The organism is Nocardioides convexus (genome assembly GCF_011090295.1).
The window spans coordinates 3,900,136-3,920,764 of the sequence record NZ_JAAMYA010000001.1; the positions used below are offsets into that span (position 1 = coordinate 3,900,136).

At 70.7% G+C, this 20,629-nt stretch carries 14 protein-coding genes, 15 pseudogenes and 1 riboswitch; of the genes and pseudogenes, 22 read left to right on the top strand and 7 right to left on the bottom strand.

What is annotated here, in order from left to right; genetic code table 11:
* Positions 1 to 123 precede the first annotated feature (123 nt).
* The 15 genes and pseudogenes from G5V59_RS29100 to G5V59_RS29170 form a co-directional block, all read left to right on the top strand.
* Positions 124 to 225: pseudogene (locus G5V59_RS29100) on the top strand (MarR family transcriptional regulator); the annotation flags it as partial.
* Positions 226 to 322: 97 nt separating this feature from the next.
* The gene (locus G5V59_RS29105; RefSeq protein ID WP_278260367.1) at positions 323 to 445 is read left to right on the top strand and encodes a hypothetical protein; all 123 of its coding nucleotides are present in this window, start codon (positions 323 to 325) and stop codon (positions 443 to 445) included.
* Between the two features lie 42 nt (positions 446 to 487).
* Positions 488 to 1,189: pseudogene (locus G5V59_RS29110) on the top strand (MFS transporter); the annotation flags it as partial.
* Positions 1,190 to 1,213: 24 nt separating this feature from the next.
* Positions 1,214 to 1,723 (top strand): MFS transporter, encoded by a 510-nt coding sequence (locus G5V59_RS29115; RefSeq protein WP_278258809.1) that lies wholly within the window; start codon positions 1,214 to 1,216, stop codon positions 1,721 to 1,723.
* Positions 1,724 to 1,837: 114 nt separating this feature from the next.
* Positions 1,838 to 2,203, top strand: a pseudogene (locus G5V59_RS29120) (solute carrier family 23 protein); the annotation flags it as partial.
* A gap of 118 nt (positions 2,204 to 2,321) precedes the next feature.
* The gene (locus tag G5V59_RS29125) at positions 2,322 to 3,239 is read left to right on the top strand and encodes an NCS2 family permease (protein WP_278258810.1); all 918 of its coding nucleotides are present in this window, start codon (positions 2,322 to 2,324) and stop codon (positions 3,237 to 3,239) included.
* A gap of 166 nt (positions 3,240 to 3,405) precedes the next feature.
* Positions 3,406 to 3,774 (top strand): annotated as a pseudogene (gene rpsL / locus G5V59_RS29130) (30S ribosomal protein S12); the annotation flags it as partial.
* A 7-nt stretch (positions 3,775 to 3,781) separates the two neighbouring features.
* A pseudogene (rpsG, locus tag G5V59_RS29135) lies at positions 3,782 to 4,254 on the top strand (30S ribosomal protein S7).
* A gap of 125 nt (positions 4,255 to 4,379) precedes the next feature.
* Positions 4,380 to 6,461: pseudogene (gene fusA / locus G5V59_RS29140) on the top strand (elongation factor G).
* Between the two features lie 70 nt (positions 6,462 to 6,531).
* A pseudogene (gene tuf / locus G5V59_RS29145) lies at positions 6,532 to 7,730 on the top strand (elongation factor Tu).
* A 312-nt stretch (positions 7,731 to 8,042) separates the two neighbouring features.
* Positions 8,043 to 8,195 (top strand): annotated as a pseudogene (locus G5V59_RS29150) (tRNA (guanine-N7)-methyltransferase); the annotation flags it as partial.
* A gap of 13 nt (positions 8,196 to 8,208) precedes the next feature.
* The gene (locus G5V59_RS29155; RefSeq protein WP_278260126.1) at positions 8,209 to 8,553 is read left to right on the top strand and encodes a hypothetical protein; all 345 of its coding nucleotides are present in this window, start codon (positions 8,209 to 8,211) and stop codon (positions 8,551 to 8,553) included.
* Between the two features lie 189 nt (positions 8,554 to 8,742).
* Positions 8,743 to 10,075, top strand: a pseudogene (locus G5V59_RS29160) (PhoH family protein).
* Between the two features lie 337 nt (positions 10,076 to 10,412).
* A complete protein-coding gene (locus G5V59_RS29165) occupies positions 10,413 to 10,976 on the top strand; it encodes a lytic transglycosylase domain-containing protein (protein WP_278258813.1) in 564 nt (187 codons plus the stop codon).
* A gap of 586 nt (positions 10,977 to 11,562) precedes the next feature.
* Entirely contained in the window at positions 11,563 to 11,874 is a 312-nt protein-coding gene (locus G5V59_RS29170; protein ID WP_278258814.1) for a hypothetical protein, read from the top strand.
* Between the two features lie 3 nt (positions 11,875 to 11,877).
* On the opposite strand, the pseudogene G5V59_RS29175 reads toward G5V59_RS29170, so the two are convergent.
* The 7 genes and pseudogenes from G5V59_RS29175 to G5V59_RS29200 form a co-directional block, all read right to left on the bottom strand.
* A pseudogene (locus G5V59_RS29175) lies at positions 11,878 to 13,235 on the bottom strand (class II fumarate hydratase).
* A gap of 312 nt (positions 13,236 to 13,547) precedes the next feature.
* A pseudogene (locus G5V59_RS37905) lies at positions 13,548 to 13,604 on the bottom strand (hypothetical protein); the annotation flags it as partial.
* 176 nt (positions 13,605 to 13,780) lie between these two features.
* The gene (locus G5V59_RS29180) at positions 13,781 to 14,281 is read right to left on the bottom strand and encodes a FumA C-terminus/TtdB family hydratase beta subunit (RefSeq protein WP_341351330.1); all 501 of its coding nucleotides are present in this window, start codon (positions 14,279 to 14,281) and stop codon (positions 13,781 to 13,783) included.
* Between the two features lie 263 nt (positions 14,282 to 14,544).
* A pseudogene (locus G5V59_RS29185) lies at positions 14,545 to 14,622 on the bottom strand (hypothetical protein); the annotation flags it as partial.
* The gene (locus tag G5V59_RS29190) at positions 14,619 to 15,041 is read right to left on the bottom strand and encodes a fumarate hydratase (RefSeq protein ID WP_341351331.1); all 423 of its coding nucleotides are present in this window, start codon (positions 15,039 to 15,041) and stop codon (positions 14,619 to 14,621) included. The gene G5V59_RS29190 and the pseudogene G5V59_RS29185, both read right to left, overlap by 4 nt.
* A gap of 67 nt (positions 15,042 to 15,108) precedes the next feature.
* A pseudogene (locus G5V59_RS29195) lies at positions 15,109 to 16,113 on the bottom strand (choice-of-anchor P family protein); the annotation flags it as partial.
* A 187-nt stretch (positions 16,114 to 16,300) separates the two neighbouring features.
* A pseudogene (locus G5V59_RS29200) lies at positions 16,301 to 16,807 on the bottom strand (choice-of-anchor P family protein); the annotation flags it as partial.
* 279 nt (positions 16,808 to 17,086) lie between these two features.
* On the opposite strand from G5V59_RS29200, the gene G5V59_RS29205 reads away from it, so the two are divergent.
* The 7 genes and pseudogenes from G5V59_RS29205 to thiG form a co-directional block, all read left to right on the top strand.
* Positions 17,087 to 17,905, top strand: coding sequence for an NAD(P)-binding protein (locus tag G5V59_RS29205; RefSeq protein WP_341351058.1), 819 nt, complete (start codon positions 17,087 to 17,089; stop codon positions 17,903 to 17,905).
* On the top strand, positions 17,896 to 18,198 hold the full coding sequence (locus tag G5V59_RS37910; RefSeq protein ID WP_341351059.1) for a hypothetical protein: 303 nt from the start codon (positions 17,896 to 17,898) through the stop codon (positions 18,196 to 18,198). Before G5V59_RS29205 ends, G5V59_RS37910 begins: the two co-directional genes overlap by 10 nt.
* A riboswitch (TPP riboswitch) is annotated at positions 18,164 to 18,275 on the top strand. It overlaps the preceding gene by 35 nt.
* A gap of 121 nt (positions 18,276 to 18,396) precedes the next feature.
* Positions 18,397 to 18,858: a thiamine phosphate synthase gene (locus tag G5V59_RS29210; RefSeq protein WP_278258815.1), complete on the top strand. Its 462-nt coding sequence runs from the start codon at positions 18,397 to 18,399 to the stop codon at positions 18,856 to 18,858.
* Between the two features lie 11 nt (positions 18,859 to 18,869).
* A complete protein-coding gene (locus G5V59_RS29215; protein WP_278258816.1) occupies positions 18,870 to 19,856 on the top strand; it encodes an FAD-dependent oxidoreductase in 987 nt (328 codons plus the stop codon).
* Positions 19,853 to 20,056, top strand: coding sequence for a sulfur carrier protein ThiS (gene thiS, locus G5V59_RS29220; RefSeq protein WP_278258817.1), 204 nt, complete (start codon positions 19,853 to 19,855; stop codon positions 20,054 to 20,056). The genes G5V59_RS29215 and thiS overlap by 4 nt, the downstream gene beginning before the upstream one ends.
* Positions 20,053 to 20,352 (top strand): hypothetical protein, encoded by a 300-nt coding sequence (locus tag G5V59_RS29225; RefSeq protein ID WP_278258818.1) that lies wholly within the window; start codon positions 20,053 to 20,055, stop codon positions 20,350 to 20,352. Before thiS ends, G5V59_RS29225 begins: the two co-directional genes overlap by 4 nt.
* A pseudogene (gene thiG / locus G5V59_RS29230) lies at positions 20,252 to 20,581 on the top strand (thiazole synthase); the annotation flags it as partial. The gene G5V59_RS29225 and the pseudogene thiG, both read left to right, overlap by 101 nt.
* Positions 20,582 to 20,629: the final 48 nt, after the last annotated feature.

Consider the following 20,629-nt stretch of genomic DNA (forward strand, 5'->3'; position numbering starts at 1 on the left):
ACCCAGGACAAGCACGTGCGCACGACGGTGGGGCTCGCGACCGAGCTCCGCTTCTCCGTCATGCGCCTGCGCCGCCGGCTGGTGCGCGAGCGCCATCCCGACAACGACCTCAGCCTCTCCGCGATGGCCGTGCTGTGGGGACTGAACCGGTTCGGCGACCTCACGGTCGGTGCCCTCGCCACCCGCGAGCAGGTCCGGCCACCGAGCATGACCCGCACCGTGAACTGCCTGGCCGACAGCGGCCTCGTCGAGCGGCAACCGCACCCGACCGACGGCCGCCAGGTCGTCGTGCGGCTCACCGACGAGGGGCGCGCGGTGGTCCATGCCGACGCCGCCCGCCGCGACCGCTGGCTCTCGCGCCGCCTCGAGGAGCCTCAGCCCGGCCGAGCGCGACGTGCTGCGCCAGGCCGCCCCGATCCTGCAGCGCATCGCCGCCGCCGACTGACCCGAAGGAGCCACCACGAGCCCCCGCTTCCGATCCCTCGCCCACCCGAACTACCGCCTCTACTTCGCCGGCAGCCTGGTCTCCAACGTCGGCACCTGGATGCAGCGTGTCGCCCAGGACTGGCTGGTCCTGACCATCCCCGGCAACGGCGGCGCGGCGCTCGGCATCACCACGGGCCTGCAGTTCCTGCCGGTGCTGCTCCTCTCGCCGTACGCCGGCGTGATCGCCGACCGCTTCCCCAAGCGACTCATGCTCCAGGTCACGCAGGCGCTGATGGCCCTCGCCTCGCTGCTGCTGGGCCTGGTCGCCGCCTTCGGCGCGGCCGAGACCTGGCACGTCTACGTCATCGCGTTCGTCTTCGGCATCGGCGCCGCCTTCGACGCCCCCGCCCGCCAGGCGTTCGTCTCGGAGATGGTCGGCACCGACGACGTGGCGAACGCGGTCAGCCTCAACTCCGCGGCCTTCAACACCGCCCGCATGATCGGCCCCGGCATCGCCGGCCTGCTGATCGGCGCCTTCGGCGGCGGGATGCGCGCGACCGGGTGGGTGATCCTCGTCAACGCCCTGTCCTACGCCGCCGTGATCTACCAGCCTGCGCCGGATGGACCCCGCGACCCTGCACTCGCCGCGGCCGGTCGGCCGCGAGCCCGGGATGCTGCGTGCCGGAATGCGCTACCTGCGCGGCCAACCGAAGATGCTGATGATCCTGGTGCTCGTCTTCTTCGTCGGCAGCCTTCGGGATGAACTTCCAGGCTCACCTCCGCGCTGATGGCGACCGAGGTCTTCGGCAAGGGCGCCGAGGAGTACGGCATCCTCGGCTCGGTCCTGGCGATCGGCTCGCTCAGCGGCGCGCTGCTGGCCGCCGGCCGGGCTCGGGTCCGGGTGCGACTGCTGATGGGGGCCGCGGTGGCCTTCGGGGTGCTGGAGATCGCGGCGGGCTTCGCGCCGTCGTACCTGCTCTTCGTGCTGCTGTGCCCCTTCCTCGGCCTGTCGGTGATCACCGTGCTCAACTCCTGCAACGCGCTGCTGCAGACCGAGTCCGAGCCGGCGCTGCGCGGCCGGGTGATGGCGATCTACATGACGATCGTGATGGGCGGCACCCCGCTCGGCTCGCCGTTCATCGGCTGGATCGGCCAGCACTACGGCGCCCGCTGGACCCTGGTCGTGGGTGGCGTCCTGGTGCTCGCCGGGGTCGGGCTGGCCGTGCTCGTGCGGCGGCTCGCAGGTCGGGACGCCCCGGCTCGCCCGGTCCGCGAGCCTGCCATGCTTCCCTCGTGAGCACGGCCGAAATCACCCCTCAGGGCAGCCCCCTCGACCGCTACTTCCGCATCTCCGAGCGCGGCTCCACGGTGGGCCGCGAGCCTGCGCGGCGGGCTGGTCACCTTCTTCACGATGGCCTACATCGTGGTCCTCAACCCGCTGATCCTCGGCTACGCGACCGACGTCGACGGGAAGTTCCTCGGCGGCGGCGACAAGCCCGACCTGGCCGCGATCGCGGCCGGGACGGCGCTGGTCGCGGGCGTGCTGACCATCTTGATGGGCGTGGTGGCCAACTACCCGCTCGCGCTGGCGACCGGGCTCGGCCTCAACGCCTTCCTCGCCTTCTCCGTGGCCAGCCAGATGACCTGGGCCGACGCGATGGGCCTGATCGTGATCGAGGGCCTCGTCATCCTCGTCCTGGTGCTCACCGGCTTCCGGACGGCGGTCTTCCGCGCCGTGCCCGCGCAGCTCAAGGTGGCCATCTCGGTCGGCATCGGCCTGTTCATCGCGCTGATCGGGTTCGTCGACGCGGGCATCGTGAAGCGGATCCCGGACGCGGCGCAGACCACCGTGCCCGTGCAGGCTCGGCGCCGACGGCAACCTCAACGGCTGGCCGGTGCTGGTCTTCATCGTCGGCCTGCTGCTCATGCTCGCCCTGTGGGTGCGCAAGGTGCGCGGCGCGATCCTCATCTCCATCGTGACGATGACGATCGTGGCCGTCGTCGTCGAAGCGATCGGCGACCTCGGCCGGGCCGCGGAGCGCTCCGGTGGCTGGGCGCTGACCGTGCCGACGTGGCCCGAGAAGTTCCATGCGCCCGACTTCGGCACCCTGGGGGAGTTCAACCTGCTCGGCTCCTGGGACAAGATCGGCGTCGTCAGTGTCCTGCTGCTCGTCTTCTCGCTGCTGCTCGCCGACTTCTTCGACACCATGGGCACGATGACGGCCATCGGCGCCGAGGCGGACCTGCTCGACGACGAGGGCATGCCGCCCCACGCCGAGCGGATCCTGGTCGTCGACTCGATCGCCGCCGTGGCCGGCGGCGCCGCGGGCGTCTCGTCCAACACCTCCTACATCGAGTCCGCGTCCGGGGTGGGGGAGGGCGCCCGGACCGGGCTGGCCTCGGTCGTGACCGGCGCGCTCTTCCTGGTGACGATCTTCCTCGCGCCGCTGGTTGCGATGATCCCCTCCGAGGCGGCCGTCCCGGCGCTGGTGCTGGTCGGCTTCTTGATGATGCAGCAGATCACCGGCATCGACTGGACCGACCTGGAGATCGCGATCCCGGCGTTCCTGACCATCGTGCTGATGCCGTTCACCTACTCCATCAGCGTGGGCATCGGCGCGGGCTTCGTGGCCTACGTCTTCCTCAAGGTGGTGCGCGGCAAGGCCCGTGAGCCTGCACCCGTTGCTGTGGATCGTGGCGGCGCTGTTCGTCGTGTACTTCGCGATCGACCCGATCACCCGGTGGCTGACCTGAGCCCTCGCCGCTCCGGCGCCCTCCTCCGGCATTTTGACCCTCCTTTGGGCGGCCGGTAATCTCGATTCTCGTGTCTGGGGTGACCCGGCACGTCGAGCATGCCCTCAGGCTCAGAGCCCGGTCCGGGAGCCTGGCGAAGGGGATCAACATCCGGCACGCAGCAAGCATCATCCCGAGCCCGGCAGGTCGCCGAGCCGTGCAGAGAAATCGAAAGGGAACCACCAGGTGCCCACCATTCAGCAGTTGGTCCGCAAGGGCCGCCAGGACAAGGTGTCCAAGAACAAGACGCCTGCCCTGAAGGGTTCGCCCCAGCGGCGCGGTGTGTGCACCCGCGTCTACACCACCACCCCGAAGAAGCCGAACTCCGCCCTGCGCAAGGTCGCCCGTGTGCGCCTGAGCAGCGGCGTCGAGGTCACCGCCTACATCCCGGGTGAGGGTCACAACCTGCAGGAGCACTCGATCGTGCTCGTCCGCGGCGGTCGTGTGAAGGACCTGCCCGGTGTTCGCTACAAGGTCATCCGCGGCGCGCTCGACACGCAGGCCGTGAAGAACCGTAAGCAGGCTCGCAGCCGCTACGGCGCCAAGAAGGAGAAGAGCCGACATGCCGCGCAAGGGCCCCGCGCCGAAGCGCCCCATCGACGTCGACCCGGTCTACGGGTCGCAGGCTGGTGAGCCAGCCTGGTCTCGAAGGTGCTCCAGGACGGCAAGAAGCAGGTTGCTCAGCGGATCGTGTACGCCGCTCTCGAGGGCACCCGCGAGAAGACCGGCACCGACCCGGTCATCACCCTCAAGCGCGCGCTCGACAACGTGCGCCCCGCGCTCGAGGTCAAGTCCCGCCGCGTCGGCGGTGCGACGTACCAGGTCCCGGTCGAGGTCAAGGGCAACCGCGGCACCACGCTGTCGCTGCGCTGGCTCGTCGGCTACGCCCAGGAGCGCCGCGAGAAGACCATGGCCGAGCGCCTGCAGAACGAGATCCTCGACGCCGCCAACGGCCTCGGTGCCGCGGTGAAGAAGCGCGAGGACACGCACAAGATGGCCGAGTCCAACAAGGCATTCGCCCACTACCGCTGGTGACCTCCCGGGGCGGGCCCGCTGCTCGCGGCGCCCGTCCCGTCACCTCATCCCAAACCTAAGGAACGCTGACTCACGTGGCAGTCGACATCACGACGGACCTCAACGTCGTCCGCAACATCGGCATCATGGCGCACATCGACGCCGGCAAGACCACCACCACCGAGCGCATCCTGTTCTACACCGGCATCACCTACAAGATCGGTGAGGTCCACGACGGCGGCGCCACGATGGACTGGATGGAGCAGGAGCAGGAGCGCGGCATCACGATCACGTCGGCCGCGACGACCTGCTGGTGGAAGAAGCACCAGATCAACATCATCGACACCCCCGGGCACGTCGACTTCACGGTCGAGGTGGAGCGCTCGCTGCGCGTCCTCGACGGTGCCGTCGCGGTGTTCGACGGTGTCGCCGGTGTGGAGCCCCAGTCGCAGACGGTGTGGCGTCAGGCCAACAAGTACTCCGTCCCGCGGATGTGCTTCGTCAACAAAGCTCGACCGGACCGGTGCGGACTTCTACCGCGTCGTCGACTCGATCGTGCAGAAGCCTGAACTCCACCCCGCTGATCCTGCAGATCCCGATCGGCGCCGAGGGCGACTTCATCGGTGTCGTCGACCTGGTCGAGATGAACGCCAAGGTCTGGCGCGGCGAGACCGCCCAGGGCGAGGACTACGTCGTCGAGGAGATCCCCGAGGACCCGGCCGACAAGGCCGCCGAGTACCGCGAGAAGTTCATCGAGACGCTCGCCGAGGTCGACGACGACATCATGGAGGTCTACCTCGAGGACGGCGACACGTTCGACGTGCCGACCCTCAAGGCCGCCATCCGTCGCGCGACGCTGGCCGACAAGGTCAACCCGATCCTCACCGGCACCGCGTTCAAGAACAAGGGCGTCCAGCCCCTGCTCGACGCGATCGTCGACTACCTCCCCTCCCCGCTCGACGTGGACGCCATCGTCGGCCACAAGCCGGGTGCGGAGGAGACCGAGGAGAACGAGATCGTCCGCAAGCCCTCCAGCGAGGAGCCGCTGGCCGCGCTCGCGTTCAAGATCGCGGCCGACCCGCACCTGGGCAAAGCCTGACCTTCGTCCGCGTCTACTCGGGCAAAGCTCGAGGCCGGCGCGACCGTGCTCAACGCGAGCAACGGCCGCAAGGAGCGGATCGGCAAGGTCTACCAGATGCACGCCAACAAGCGTGAGGAGATCGCCTCGGTCGGCGCGGGCCAGATCGTCGCCGTGATGGGCCTCAAGGACACCCGCACCGGTCACACGCTGTCGGACCCGAGCAAGCAGGTCGTGCTCGAGTCGATGACGTTCCCGGCGCCGGTGATCTCGGTGGCCATCGAGCCGAAGACCAAGGCCGACCAGGAGAAGCTCGGTGTCGCCATCGGGCGTCTCGCCGAGGAGGACCCGACCTTCGTCGTCAAGACCGACGAGGAGACCGGCCAGACCATCATCTCCGGCATGGGCGAGACTCCACCTGGAGATCCTGGTCGACCGCATGAAGCGGGAGTTCAAGGTCGAGGCCACCGTCGGCAAGCCGCAGGTCGCCTACCGCGAGACCATCCGCGGCACGGTGTCGAACCACAAGCCTACACGCACAAGAAGCAGACCGGTGGTTCGGGCCAGTTCGCCAAGGTCGTGATCTCCCTCGAGCCGAACATCGACCCCGAGACCGGTCTCGGTGCGGGCTACGAGTTCGTCAACAACGTCTCGGGTGGCCGCGTGCCGCGCGAGTACATCCCGTCGGTCGACAACGGCGGCCAGGAGGCCATGGAGTTCGGCATCCTCGCCGGCTACCCGATGGTCGACGTCAAGTTCAGCCTCGAGGACGGCGCCTACCACGACGTCGACTCCTCGGAGCCTGGCGTTCAAGATCGCCGGCATCCAGTCGTTCAAGGAGGCCGCCCGCAAGGCGAACCCGTGCCTCCTCGAGCCGATGTTCGCCGTCGAGGTGACCACCCCCGAGGACTTCCTCGGCACGGTCATCGGCGACATCAACAGCCGTCGCGGCCAGATCCGCGCGCAGGAGGAGCGTCACGGCGACATCGTCGTGTCCGCCCTCGTGCCGCTGTCCGAGATGTTCGGGTACGTTGGCGACCTGAGGTCCAAGACCTCTGGTCAGGCGTCGTACTCGATGGAGTTTGACTCGTACGCCGAGGTTCCCACGAACATCGCCGACGAGATCATCAAGAAGGCGCGCGGCGAGTAATCTCCCGCAGGCCCTCGGCACCACCCCTTTAGTACGAGTCAAGTAACAACCACACCAGGAGGAGCCCCCAGTGGCTAAGGCGAAGTTCGAGCGGACCAAGCCGCACGTGAACATCGGGACGATCGGTCACATCGACCACGGCAAGACGACGCTGACCGCGGCGATCTCGAAGGTTCTGCACGACAAGTACCCGGACCTCAACGAGGCCTCGCCGTTCGACCAGATCGACAAGGCTCCCGAGGAGCGCCAGCGCGGCATCACGATCTCGATCGCGCACATCGAGTACCAGACCGAGGCGCGCCACTACGCGCACGTCGACTGCCCCGGTCACGCGGACTACATCAAGAACATGATCACCGGTGCCGCGCAGATGGACGGCGCGATCCTGGTGGTTGCCGCGACCGACGGCCCGATGCCCCAGACGCGTGAGCACGTGCTGCTCGCCCGCCAGGTCGGCGTGCCGGCGATCGTCGTCGCGCTCAACAAGTGCGACATGGTCGACGACGAGGGTCTCATCGAGACTCGTCGAGATGGAGGTGCGCGAGCTCCTCTCCGAGTACGAGTTCCCGGGCGACGACGTTCCGGTCGTGCGCGTGGCGGCCTTCCCGGCCCTCAACGGCGACGCCAAGTGGGGCGAGTCGGTTGCCGAGTCTCATGTCGGCCGTCGACGAGTACATCCCCCAGCCCGAGCGTGAGGTCGACAAGCCCTTCCTCATGCCGGTCGAGGACGTCTTCACGATCACCGGTCGTGGCACCGTCATCACCGGTCGCATCGAGCGCGGCATCGTCAAGGTCAACGAGGAGGTCGAGATCTCGGGCATCCGGGAGACCCCCATCAAGACGACCGTCACCGGTGTCGAGATGTTCCGCAAAGCTTGCTCGACGAGGGCCAGGCCGGTGAGAACGTCGGTCTGCTCCTGCGCGGCACCAAGCGCGAGGACGTCGAGCGCGGCATGGTCGTGGTGAAGCCGGGCACGTCGACCCCGCACACCAACTTCGAGGCGAGCGTCTACATCCTCTCGAAGGAGGAGGGCGGCCGTCACACGCCGTTCTTCAACAACTACCGTCCGCAGTTCTACTTCCGGACCACCGACGTGACCGGCGTCGTGACCCTCCCCGAGGGCACGGAGATGGTCATGCCGGGCGACAACACGGACATGTCGGTCGGGTCTCATCCAGCCGATCGTGATGGACGAGGGTCTGAAGTTCGCGATCCGCGAGGGTGGCCGCACCGTCGGCGCCGGCCGGGTCACGAAGATCACCAAGTGATCTGACCTGCTTCGGGGAGAGCCCCGCCGCCTTCGGGCGGTGGGGCTCTCCCGCATTTCCGGGTCGCGCCGGGAAGCCGGGAGAATGGGCGGGTGAACGACGGAGTACGCCCCGCCCGGCCGCACCACAAGGCCGACCGAGGACGGCCGCGCGGTGCGCGAGGTGCTGGCTTACGCCCGGCGCGGCAGCCGGCTCACCTCGCCGCGCCAGCAGCGCGGCTGGGAGCAGTACGCCGAGCAGTGGGTGATCCCGGACGAGGCGGTCGAGGCGGACGGCTTCGCCTGGTCGACGTACTTCGGCCGCGAGGCGCCGATGATCGTCGAGATCGGGGGCGGCGTGGGCGAGGCCACGGCAGCGCTGGCGGCCGCTCGGCCGTCGTACGACATCTTGTCGCTGGAGGTCTGGGTCCCGGGCGTCGCGGAGAGCATGTGGCGCGTCGGTGAGGCCGGGGCGCGCAACGTGCGGTTCTGCAGCGTGGATGCGGTGTGGACCCTGGAGCACCTGTTCGCCGAGCAGGAGATCGCGGAGCCTGTGGACCTTCTTCCCCGACCCGTGGCACAAGACGCGGCACCACAAGCGCCGCCTGGTCAACGCGGAGAACTCCCGGTTGATCGCCTCCCGGCTGGCGGTCGGCGGGCTGTGGCGCCTGGCGACGGACTGGGCGGACTACGCCGAGCAGATGGTCGAGGTGCTCGACGCGGAGCCGCTGCTGGAGGGCGGTGTTGTGGAGCGCTGGGACGAGCGGCCGGTCACCAAGTTCGAGCGCAAGGGGCGTGCGAAGGAGCGCGCCATCACCGACCTGGCGTACCGACGCGTCACCTGACATTAACTTCCCCGGTGCGGCGTGGCGCCCGTTCTGGTGAGGTCTCGGGCGTACCTTCCGATGCAGTGGCAGGTGGGGAAGCCGGCCACATCGGGAGGCCCGACGTGAACCATCACGACTGCGCAACCCGGTCCGTCTTCAAGGGATAGGGCCGGGCGGCCCTGACGGGCGCGCGGTCCGGTGAGGTGAATCGTGGCGAACACGAAGGCCCAGGCCAGCGCACAGCGCCGTACCTACGTCCTCGACACCAGCGTGCTGCTGGCCGACCCCGCCGCGCTGCGGCGCTTCGAGGAGCACGAGGTCGTCCTCCCGGTGGTGGTGATCACCGAGTCTGGAGGCCAAACGGCACCACCCGGAGCTCGGGTACTTCGCGCGCAGCGCCCTGCGGGCACTGGACGAGATGCGGGTCAGCCACGGCCGCCTCGACACGCCTGTCCCCGTGGGTGAGGACGGTGGCTCGGTGCGCGTCGAGCTCAACCACACCAACGCGGCCTCGTTGCCGTCCGGCTTCCGCCTCGGCGACAACGACACGCGGATCCTCGCCGTCGCCCGCAACCTGGCCGACGAGGGGCACCAGGTCACCCTGGTCTCCAAGGACCTCCCCATGCGGATCAAGGCGTCCGCGGTCGGCCTGGACGCGGAGGAGTACCGCGGCGAGGCGGTCAGCGACTCCGACACGGGCTACTCCGGCATGACCGAGGTGGAGGTGTCCGCCGACGACCTCGACGAGCTTGTACGACGACGGCACGCTCGACCTCGCCGAGGCCCGCGAGTTCGCCGTGCCACACCGGCCTGGTGATGCTGTCCGAGCGCGGCACCGCGCTCGGACGGGTCGGCCCGGACAAGCAGGTGCACCTGGTCCGCGGCGACCGCGAGGCCTTCGGCATCCACGGCCGCAGCGCCGAGCAGCGGATCGCGCTGGAGTCGCTGCTCGACCCCGAGGTGGGCATCGTCTCCCTCGGCGGTCGTGCGGGCACGGGCAAGTCGGCGCTGGCCCTGTGTGCCGGCCTGGAGGCGGTCATGGAGCGCCAGCAGCACAAGAAGGTCGTGGTCTTCCGCCCGCTCTTCGCCGTCGGCGGCCAGGAGCCTGGGCTACCTGCCGGGCTCGGAGTCGGAGAAGATGTCGCCCTGGGGCCAGGCCGTCTTCGACACCCTCGGCGCGCTCACCTCGCGCGACGTGGTCGAGGAGATCCTGGACCGAGGGATGCTCGAGGTGCTGCCGCTGACCCACATCCGCGGCCGCTCGCTGCACGACTCCTTCGTGATCGTCGACGAGGCGCAGTCACTGGAGCGCAACGTGCTGCTCACCGTGCTCTCCCGGATCGGCGCCAACTCCAAGGTGGTGCTCACCCACGACGTCGCCCAGCGCGACAACCTGCGAGTGGGGCGGCACGACGGCATCGTCGCCGTGGTGGAGAAGCTCAAGGGTCACCCGCTGTTCGCCCACGTCACGCTGACCCGGTCCGAGCGGTCCCCGATCGCCGCGCTGGTCACCGAGATGCTGGAGAACGTCGTCGTCTGACGAGGCTGCGGTACGACGCCCCGGCGGGCCTGGTCCGCCGGGGCGTCGTACCGTTCCGGGGCGGATGTGACGCGTGTGACGAACGAGGCCACATGGCGGGGAGAGATCGCGCGGTTCGGTTTGCACCTCGCAGAGGGGTCAGGCATGGTGGACGCTGGTCGCCGGCGGTGACGACGATGAAGTCGGGCCCGATCGGGCGGTGACCTGAGTCCTGCAGTCGAGCCCGAAGTCGAGAATTTTGACGAAGCACGCCAAGCCCGCGCCCAAGCACCGCGGAGCGCCGAAGCATGCCCATCTCGCCGAAGCCCCTCGCAAGGCAGCCCGCAACGTGGTCGTCATGTCGTCGGTCGCCGTCGCCGTCACGGGGGTCTCGGTGACCGCCGGAGTCCTCGGCAACGGCACCGCGGCGCCAGCGGCCAGCGCTGAGATCGACGCCGTCGGCGCCGCCGGCCAGTCCCTGCCGACCGCGGCCAGCACCGAGCGCCGCGACCCCGTCGTCTCCCGCTCGGACCGCCGCCCCGAGGCCGACCCCGCGAAGACCGCGAGCCTGGCCGACGCCACCGGCTCCGCGATGACCGACGAGCGCAAAGTCGTCCGACTCCGACCCGCGCGACATCGCCCGGGCGCTGCTGAGCGAGTTCGGCTTCTCCGCCGACCAGTTCAGGCTGCCTCGACTCGCTGTGGACCCGCGAGTCCGGGTGGCGCGTCAACGCCGACAACCCCAGGCTCCAGCGCCTACGGCATCCCGCAGGCCCTGCCCGGCTCGAAGATGTCCTCGGCCGGCCCCGACTGGGCCACCAACCCCGCCACGCAGATCCGCTGGGGCCTGGGCTACATCCAGAGCCGCTACGGCTCGCCCTGCAGCGCCTGGGGCCACTCGGAGAGCCACAACTGGTACTGAGCCTCGATGGCGCGAGCCGCGCCGCGGTTGGCTTGGGTAGAGGTGGAGCCCGCCTGGCGGCGTACCTGCCGGCGCTGGGAACGGCGCTCCCTGCGCCTGCGGTCGCTCGTTCCTCGCTTCCTCCGGCTCCGGGCCTGGCTTCGTCCCGTGCTGCCGGCTAATGGCGCGAGCGGAGCCCGTCCGGCGGCCATCCCGCGCGGGGGGTTCTTGACGTCTTCTTGCGGTTCTTGACCGTTGCAACGGCCAAGAACCGTAGGAATCCCCGCTGAAGCGGGTATTCCCGCACCCCGCCCCGGCCGCTAGCGCAGCAGGTTCTTCTGGACCTTGCCGAGACTCGTTGCGGGGGAGGGAGTCGGTGAAGCGCACACCGAGCAGGTCCGCGGCACCGAGGCTCGTGCCGTCGATCGTGACCGGTCGCCCGGCGCCGTCGACGAGGGCGCGGAGCAGGGCGGTCACCGCACCACCCAAGCCGCCGGACGGCACTGGGCGCCACGCCCGGGCGTGGTGAGCCTCGCCATGGACGGGGTGCGGGTGGATGATGCTCGGGACGGGGCGCGGGTGCCCCGCACGACGGAAGGAGCACGCCATGTTGTGGACCATCATCGTCACCATCGTCGGCGGAACGATCATCGGCCTCATCGGCAAGGCGGTGGCGCCGGGGGACCGCACCAAGTTCCCGCTCTGGCTGACGATCGTGTGCGGCATCGTCGGCATGCTCGTCGGCAGCCTGCTCTACTGGGTGCTGTTCGGGCACAACAACAAGCCCTTCGACGGCCACGAGGCCACGTGGGACAACGCCACCAACGGCATCGACTGGCTGCGCCACCTGTGGCAGATCGCGGTGGCCGCGGTCGCGGTGATCGCCGCGGCGGCGCTCACCGGCCGGCAGCGGGCCTGAGGACTACGGCCGGGTCATCGACATCAGGTCGAGCGCGGCGTCCAGGCTCTTCCAGGGTGAGGTCGCCGCGCTCGACGTACCCCAGCTCCAGCACGGTCTCGCGGATGGTGCTGCCGCTCGCGAGCGCCTGCTTGGCGACCTTGGCGGCGGCCTCGTAGCCGATGTGCCGGTTGAGCGGCGTCACCACCGACGGGGAGGACGCGGCGTAGCGCGCCATCCGCTCGGCGTCGGCGGTGATGCCGTCGATGCACCGGCGCGCGAGCGTGGTCGAGGCTGTCGACAGCAGGCGCACCGACTCCAGCAGGTTGCGGGCGATGACCGGCATCGCGACGTTGAGCTCGAAGGCGCCGCTCGCGCCCGCCGCGGTGACCGTCGCGTCGTTGCCGATGACCTGCATGCAGACCATCAAGGTGGCCTCGGGCAGGACCGGGTTCACCTTGCCCGGCATGATCGAGGAGCCAGGCTGCAGGTCGGGCAGGTGGATCTCGGCGAGGCCTGTGGTCGGTCCGGAGCCCATCCAGCGCAGGTCGTTGCAGATCTTGGTCAGCCCGACGGCGACGGTGCGCAGCACGCCGCTCAGGCTCGACCAGTGAGTCCCGGGTGCCCTGTGCCTCGAAGTGGTTGCGGGCCTCGCTGAACGGCTGGCCGGTGGCCTCCCCGAGTGCCGCGATCGCGGCCTGCGCGAATCCGGGCGGGGTGTTGATGCCGGTCCCGACGGCCGTGCCGCCCAACGGCAGGCTCTCGCACCCGCGGCAGCACCGACTCCAGCCGCTCGACGCCGTAGCGCACCGTCGCGGCGTACCCGCCGAACTCCTGGCCGAGGGTCACGGGGGTCGCGTCCATCAGGTGGGTGCGCCCCGACTTCACCAGGTCGCCGAACTCCGTCGCCTTCGACTCCAGCGACGTGGCGAGCACCTCGAGCGCCGGCAGCAGCCTGGCGTACGACGGCGAGGGTCGCCGCCACGTGCAGCGCGGTCGGGAAGGTGTCGTTGCTCGACTGGCTGGCGTTGACGTGGTCGTTGGGGTGCACGCTCACGCCCGAGCGCCCGGCGAGAGTAGCGATCACCTCGTTGGCGTTCATGTTGGGTCTGGTGCCCGAGCCGGTCTGGAAGACGTCGATCGGGAACTCGCCGTCGTGCTCGCCGTCGGCCACCGCCCGGGCTGCGGCGGCGATCGCCTCGGCCAGGCTCGGGCGGCAGCACGCCGAGATCGGCGTTGGCCCGGGCCGCCGCGGCCTTGACCTCGCCGAGCGCGTGCACGAGGGCCGGCTCGATCGGGGTGCCGCTGATCGGGAAGTTCTCGACCGCACGCTGGGTCTGGGCCTGCCAGAGGGCGGCGGCCGGGACCCGGACCTCGCCCATGGAGTCGTGCTCGATGCGGTACTGCGGGGCGTCGTTCACCTCTCCACAGTAGCCAGCCGCACCGTAGCCAACCGCCTCCCGCTCAGTCGAAGAACTCGGAGAGCCAGGCTCTCCCGCTTGCGCTTCTTGGCGTAGCCCTGCTGGTAGCCGCGGTCGTCGTGACGGCGCCGGTCGTCGTCGTACCGCTCGTACTGCTGGGGCTGCGGGGGCTGCTGCGGCGCGGGCGCGGTCTGGCCCACGGAGCGGTCGATGATCTTGTCCAGGCTCGCCGCGGTCCAGCCACACACCGCGGCACTGCGGGCAGTAGTCGATCTCGATGCCGTTCCGCTCGCTCATCACCAGCGTGGTCTCGTCAACGGGGCAGCGCATGCCTGGTCAACGGCCCGCGCCGGCGCACGGTTCCCGGGTCAGTCCTCCCAGGGCGGGGTGTCGCCCATCTTGCGGTAGTACTTCGCCAGGTGGCTGCGCACCCGGTCGCGCTCGGCGAGCGGGAGGTCCTGGAACGCGGTGACGGCCATGCCCGGTGGTACCCGGGCCCCGTGGCGCTACTCGGCCGAGCGGACCCGGATCCCCGAGATCGGGACGGTGACCGCGCCGCCGGGGTCGGTGAAGAAGTCGTTGCCCTTGTCGTCGACGACGATGAAGGCGGGGAAGTCCTCGACCTCGATCTTCCAGACCGCCTCCATGCCGAGCTCGGGGTACTCGATGACCTCCTGGCTCTTGATGCAGTCCTGCGCCAACCGCGCGGCAGGGCCGCCGATGGAGCCCAGGTAGAAGCCGCCGTAGGTGTCGCAGGCCTCGGTGACCTGCTGGGAGCGGTTGCCCTTGGCGAGCATGACCATCGAGCCGCCCGCGGCCTGGAAGGACTTGACGTAGGAGTCCATCCGGCCGGCGGTCGTCGGGCCGAAGGAGCCGGAGGCCATCCCCTCGGGGGTCTTGGCCGGGCCGGCGTAGTAGACGGGGTGGTTCTTGAGGTACTCCGGCATCTCCTCGCCGGCGTCCAGGCGCTCCTGGATCTTGGCGTGCGCGATGTCGCGCGCCACCACGAGCGGGCCGGTGAGCGAGAGCCGGGTCTTGACCGGGTACGACGACAGGCTGGGCCAGGATCTCGCTCATCGGCCGGTTGAGGTCGACCTTGACGACCTCGCCGCCGGAGATGTCCTCGGCCACGCCTGCGTCGGGCATGTACTGCGCGGGGTCGGTCTCGAGCCTGCTCGAGGAAGACGCCGTCGGCGGTGATCTTGCCGAGCGCCCGGCGGTCGGCCGAGCAGGACACCGCGATCGCGACCGGGCACGAGGCGCCGTGGCGGGGCAGGCGGACCACGCGGACGTCGTGGCAGAAGTACTTGCCGCCGAACTGCGCGCCGATCCCGAAGGACTGGGTCAGCCTTGAAGACCTCCTCCTCCAGGCTCCAGGTCGCGGAAGCCGTGGGCGTTCATCGAGCCCTCGGTGGGCAGGTTGTCGAGGTAGTGCGCGGAGGCGTACTTCGCGGTCTTGAGCGCGAACTCCGCGCTGGTGCCGCCGATCACCACCGCCAGGTGGTACGGCGGACAGGCGGCCGTGCCGAGCGAGCGGATCTTCTCGTCGAGGAACTCCAGCATCCGCTTCGGGTTGAGGATCGCCTTGGTCTCCTGGAACAGGAAGGACTTGTTGGCCGAGCCGCCGCCCTTGGCCATGAAGAGGAACTTGTACTCCGGCCCCTTCGGCCCCTGCGCGGTGGAGTAGATCTCGACCTGGGCCGGCAGGTTGCTGCCGGTGTTCTTCTCCTCGTACGTCGTCAGCGGGGCCAGCTGCGAGTAGCGCAGGTTCGAGCTTCGTGTACGCGTCGTAGACGCCCTTGCTGATCCACTCGCCGTCCTCGGCGCCGGTGAGCACGCCCTCGGACTTCTTGCCCATCACGATCGCGGTGCCGGTGTCCTGGCACATCGGCAGCACGCCGCCCGCGGAGATGTTGACGTTCTTGAGCAGGTCGAGCGCGACGAAGCGGTCGTTCCCGGAGGCCTCCGGGTCGTCGATGATCTTGCGCAGCTGCGCGAGGTGCGCGGGCCGCAGGTAGTGGCTGATGTCGTGCATCGCCTCGGCCGTGAGCCGCTGGATGGCGGCGGGATCGACCTTGAGGAACCTCTCGCCGCCCGGTCCCTCGACCGTCTCGACGCCCTCGGTCGTGATCAGGCGGTAGGGCGTGTCGTCGTGCGACGCGGGGAGGAGGTCGGAGTACCGGAACTCTGCTTCAGCCACGGCTACCGAGGATATCGCCGACCGGGGACGCACAGAGGGCCGGGTCGCATCGCGACCCGGCCCTCTCGGTGCTGTGCTCAGCCTGCTCAGGCGATCAGCCTGAGGCTCATCTGCGTGGCGGCGAAGGCCAGGCTCCACGACCGCGCCGGCCGGCAGGCCCGCCTTCGCGGTGTCGAGCGTGATCCGCAGGCCCACGATGCCGTTGAGCATCGAGCTCGGGACGGCGGCGCGCACGTTGATCTCCACCTTGCCGAGGCCGGCCACGTCGATCACCGTGTTGGGGGAGACGTTGATCGGGATGGCGTTGCCGGCGATGACGAGGTTGACGAGGTTCATCTCCTCGGTGTGCGACCACACGCCGTTGGTCCGCTTGCCGGTCGCGACCACCTCGATCGCATCGGCCTTGATCAGTCCGTTGAGGACGTTGACCTTGGCCGTGGCGTTGCTGTTGCGGATCGTCGCGTCACCGGTGGCGTTGTCCTTCGAGGAGGTGCTCGTGGACTTGATCGCGCCGACCGTCAGCAGGCCCGGGAGGTTGACCGAGGCGGTGCTGTTGGTCGGCTCCTTGCCCTGGCTGCCGCCGTAGGGGGTGTAGACGATGGCGGTCGGGTCGCTGAGGACCTTCACCTGGTTGGTCACGTTCGCCTGGACCTTGGTGGCGTAGGCGAAGCCGCCCAGCCGCGGGCCGTCGGTGGCCGGGATGACCTCGGTCAGGTAGTGGTTGACCGGGTTGAGGACGATCGTGGTGCCCGCGTCGTAGCCGCCGTACTCGCCGAGGAGCCTGCACGGCGAGACCCCAGCCGAGGGTGGCGGTGAGGCCGTCCTTGGAGGCGTGGGTGACGTTGTTGAGGCTGATCGCCGCGACGTTCGGGATGCTCACGCCGTAGTTGAGCGGGATGGTGGCCGGCAGGTTGACGCCGGCGATCTTGATGCCGAGGAACTTGGTGCCACCGTTGACGGTGTGCGTGCCGTCGGCCTTGGCGATGGTGTTGATGTCGGTCTCGACGGCGTCGATCTTGATCAGGCCGTTGAGCAGGTTGACACCGGCGACCCGGGCGTAGGAGTTGACGGTCAGGTCCCGCGCGTTGTTGCGCGTGGCGGTGGTCCGCGTCTCAGCGGCACCGGCGCTCAGCAGGCCAGCGGCGTTGGCGGACAGCGTGCTGTTCTTCGACGAGGTGTCCGGGCCGCCGCTGATGCCGCTGGCCGCGGTCAGGTCGGAGGAGACGGTTCCGCCGAGGGCCTTGACGTAGGTGGCACCGGTGTTGGCCGAGAAGTACCACTCCGTCGTCGCGGCGTGTGCCGGTGACGGCACGGCGACGAGGCCGACGCCCATCAGGACGAAGGCGGCGAGAGAGACGAGCCTTGCGCACGGCTTGGGACCCCATTCCCATTCAGTTTGTTGGTTGGTCGGTTCCCCCTGGAACCCCCACTCTCCGCCGTCGAGGCCGGAAAGCCGAGCATCCCCCCGGAGATTTAACGAACTCCCACTCCGGTGGTCACGCTCTGGGGCGAACGTTATCGGTTGCGACGCGGCTGCTGCGAATGCGTGACCAATGTCGCAGTGGTGCCCGGGACTCGACAGGTCATCCGGGGGCGTTCGGCTCCCGTGGACGTGTACGACGCCGTGGTGGTCGGAGCCGGTCAGGCCGGGCTCTCCGCGTCGTACCACCTGCGGCGGCTGGGGATCAGCCACGTGCTCCTCGACGCGAACGAGCGTCCGGGTGGCGCCTGGCAGCACCGCTGGGACTCGCTGACCATGAACGACGTCCACGGCGTGGCCGACCTCCCCGACGCGCCCGCTCCGGGCGGCTCGGGAGCGCGCGCGAACGTCGTGCTCGCCGAGTGGTTCGCCCGCTACGAGGCCGTGCACGACCTGCCCGTGGTGCGCCCGGTGCGGGTGGACCGGGTGACCTCGCAGGGCGAGTCTGCTGGTGGTGCACGCCGGCGCGCGGGAGTGGACGACGCGGACCCTGGTGAACGCGACGGGGACCTGGACGCGGCCGTTCGCGCCGTCGTACCCGGGGTCGGGGGAGTTCCGCGGCGAGCAAGCTGCACACCGCCGACTACCCGGGTGCGCCGTACTTCGACGGCAAGCGGGTGCTCGTGGTCGGCGGCGGCGCCTCCGCGGTGCAGTTCATCGGCGAGCCTGGCGCCGCGCACCGACGTGCTGTGGGTGACCCGCCGCCCGCCGGTGTGGCGTGAGCACTTCGACGAGAGCGTCGGCCGGCACGCCATCGAGCCTGGTGCAGGAGCGGGTCCGTGCCGGGCTGCCGCCCGCGAGCGTGGTCAGCGTGACGGGGCTGGCCCTGCGCCCGCAGGAGCAGGAGGCCGCAAGGCTGGGCGCCTACGAGCGGCGCCGCCCGATGTTCGAGCGGATCGAGCCGGACGGGGTGCGCTGGGCCGACGGCAGCCTTCGAGCCGGTGGACGTGATCCTGTGGGCGACGGGCTTCCGGCCCGCCGTCGGGCACCTCGCTCCGCTGCACCTGCGCAGCGAGCACGGCGGGATCGCGCTGCTGCAGAGCGGCACCGACGTGCAGACCGCGACCACGGCCGAGCGTGACCCCCGGGTCCAGGCTCGTGGGATACGGGCCCTCGGCGAGCACCATCGGCGGCAACCGCGCCGGGCGCGCGGCGGCGCTGGCCGTGCGCCGCTACCTGGCCGCGCACAGCCGTGCGCTAGCGTGAGTCTCGACAACCCACGGGAGTCCGCGGCAGCGGGCTGAGAGGGAGCCTGGAGCCGCTCCGACCGTCACACCTGATCCGGGTCATGCCGGCGAAGGAACGGATGACGATGACTGCACGTGTGCTCTGCCTGGTGTCCGAATGGGACGACCTCGCCCTCCTGCCCGCCCTGGCCGGGGCCGGGGTCGACGGCTTCCAGGTCCGCGCCAAGGACCTGACCACCCGCGAAGCTCGTCGCGTTGACGACCCTGGTCCTCGACGCCGTCCGGCCGTACGGCGCGCGGGTGCTCGTGAACGACCGGCTCGACGTCGCCCTCGCGGCCGGCGCGGACGGCGTCCACCTCGGTGCCGACGACCTCGCTGTCGCCGACGCGCGCCGGATCGCGCCCGGGCTGATCGTCGGCGCGACCTGCCGCGACCGCGCCGGTGTGCTCGCCGCCGCCGCGAGCGGCGCGGACTACGCCGGCTTCGGGCCGCTCTTCCCGACCGGCTCCAAGCCCGGCCTGCCGGAGCCGCTGGGCCTGCGGGCCGTCACGGCCGCTGCGGGCGTGCTGCCGCTCGTCGCGATCGGCGGGCTCACGGCCGCGACGGCCGCCGAGGCGCGGGCCGCGGGGGCGCACGGTGTGGCCGTGATCGGCGCGATCTGGCGAGAACCCGATCCCGTGGCCGCAGCGAAGGAGCCCGTGACGGCGGTCGGCTGATGCGAGTGGAGGTGCTCGGGGCCGGGATCGTCGGGCTGACGGTCGCCGAGGAGCCTGCTCCGCCGTGGGCACACCGTGTCGGTGGTCGACCCACGCCCGGCCCGCGGGGCGTCGTACGCCGCGGCGGGGATGCTGAGCCCCGCCGCCGAGGTCTGGTACGGCGAGGAGGAGCCTGCTCCGCCTCGGGCTCGCCTCGCTGGAGCCTGTGGCCGGAGCCTGGCCGGGCGGCTCGGGGTGGCGCTGTGGAGCGAGGGCACCCTCCTGGTGGGCCACGACGCGGGCGACCTCCAGCAGGTCGAGCGGCAGGCCGCGCTGCTGAGCCGGCACGGCCGGGAGGTCGTGGCGCTGGACCGCGCCGGCGTGCGGGAGGCGGAGCCGTCCCTGGCTCGGGTGGCCGGTGGCGTGCTGCTGCCCGGGGAGGCGAGCGTCGACCCGCGGGCGGTGTGTGCCGCGCTGCTGGAGCGGGTGCGGATGGTGGCGGGGCCGGGCGGTGCCGACGTCACCGTCGTGGCGACCGGCGCGCGCCTGCCCGAGCCGTGGACCGGCCTGGTGTCCGGCGTGCGGGGGAGATCCTGCGGCTGCGCACCGACGACCCGCCGTTGCGCACGGTGCGCGGCTGGGTGGCCGGCGAGCCGCTGTACCTCGTGCCGCGCGGGGACGGGCGGGTCGTGCTCGGCGCGACGACCGAGCGGCACGACGCGCCGCCGGTGCTCACCGCGGGCGGCACGTTGCGCCTGCTCGACGCCGGTCGCCGGCTCTGGCCGGCACTGGACCGCGCCGAGCTCGTCGAGGGCACCGCCCGGGACCGGCCCGCGACGGCAGACGGGCTGCCGCTCGTCGGTCCGAGCGGGGTCGCGGGCGTCGTGCTGGCGGCGGGGCACGGGCGGCACGGCGTCCTGCTCGCGCCGCTGACCGCGCGCCTGGTGGCCGACCACCTCGAGACCGGGCGGGTGGACCCCGTCCTCGATCCCCGCCGTGCGATGGAAGGAGCACGATGACGATCACCTGCAACGGCGAGCCGCTGCACACCAAGGCCCGGACGGTCGGCGACCTGCTGGGCGAGCGGCTCGGCCGGACGAGTCCGGACGGGGTCGCGGTCGCGATCGACGGGGAGGTGGTGCCGCGCTCGGTCTGGTCGGCGCCGCTGCTCGCCGAGGGCGCGGTCGTGGACATCGTGACGGCGGTGCAGGGCGGATGAGCGCTTTGGCGATCGACGGCGTCGGTCTCGGCTCGCGGCTCTTCCTCGGCACCGGCGGGTTGCCGCGCGTCTCCCTGCTCGGCCCGGTGCTGGAGGCGGCGGAGCCGGCGCTGGTCACGGTCTCGATGCGGCGGGCCTCCTCGCTCGCGGACGGCGGGCTGCTGGCGGAGCCTGCGGGCGCACGGCGTACGGCTGCTGCCGAACACGGCCGGATGTCGCTCCGCGCGCGAGGCCGTGCTCACCGCGGAGCTCGCTCGCGAGGCGCTCGGCACGCACTGGGTCAGCTCTGGAGGTGATCGGCGACGAGCACTCGCTGCTGCCCGACGTGATCGAGTCTGCTGGACGCCGCCGAGCAGGCTGGTCCGGCGCGGCTTCACCGTGCTGCCCTACGCCACCGACGACCCGGTCGTGGCGCGGCGTCTCGTGGACGCGGGCTGTGCTGCGGTGATGCCGCTCGGCTCGCCGATCGGCTCCGGGCTGGGTGTGCTCAACCCGCACGCGATCGCGGCCGTCCGGGCGGCGGTGGACGTGCCGGTGGTGCTGGACGCCGGCGTCGGTACGGCGAGCGACGCC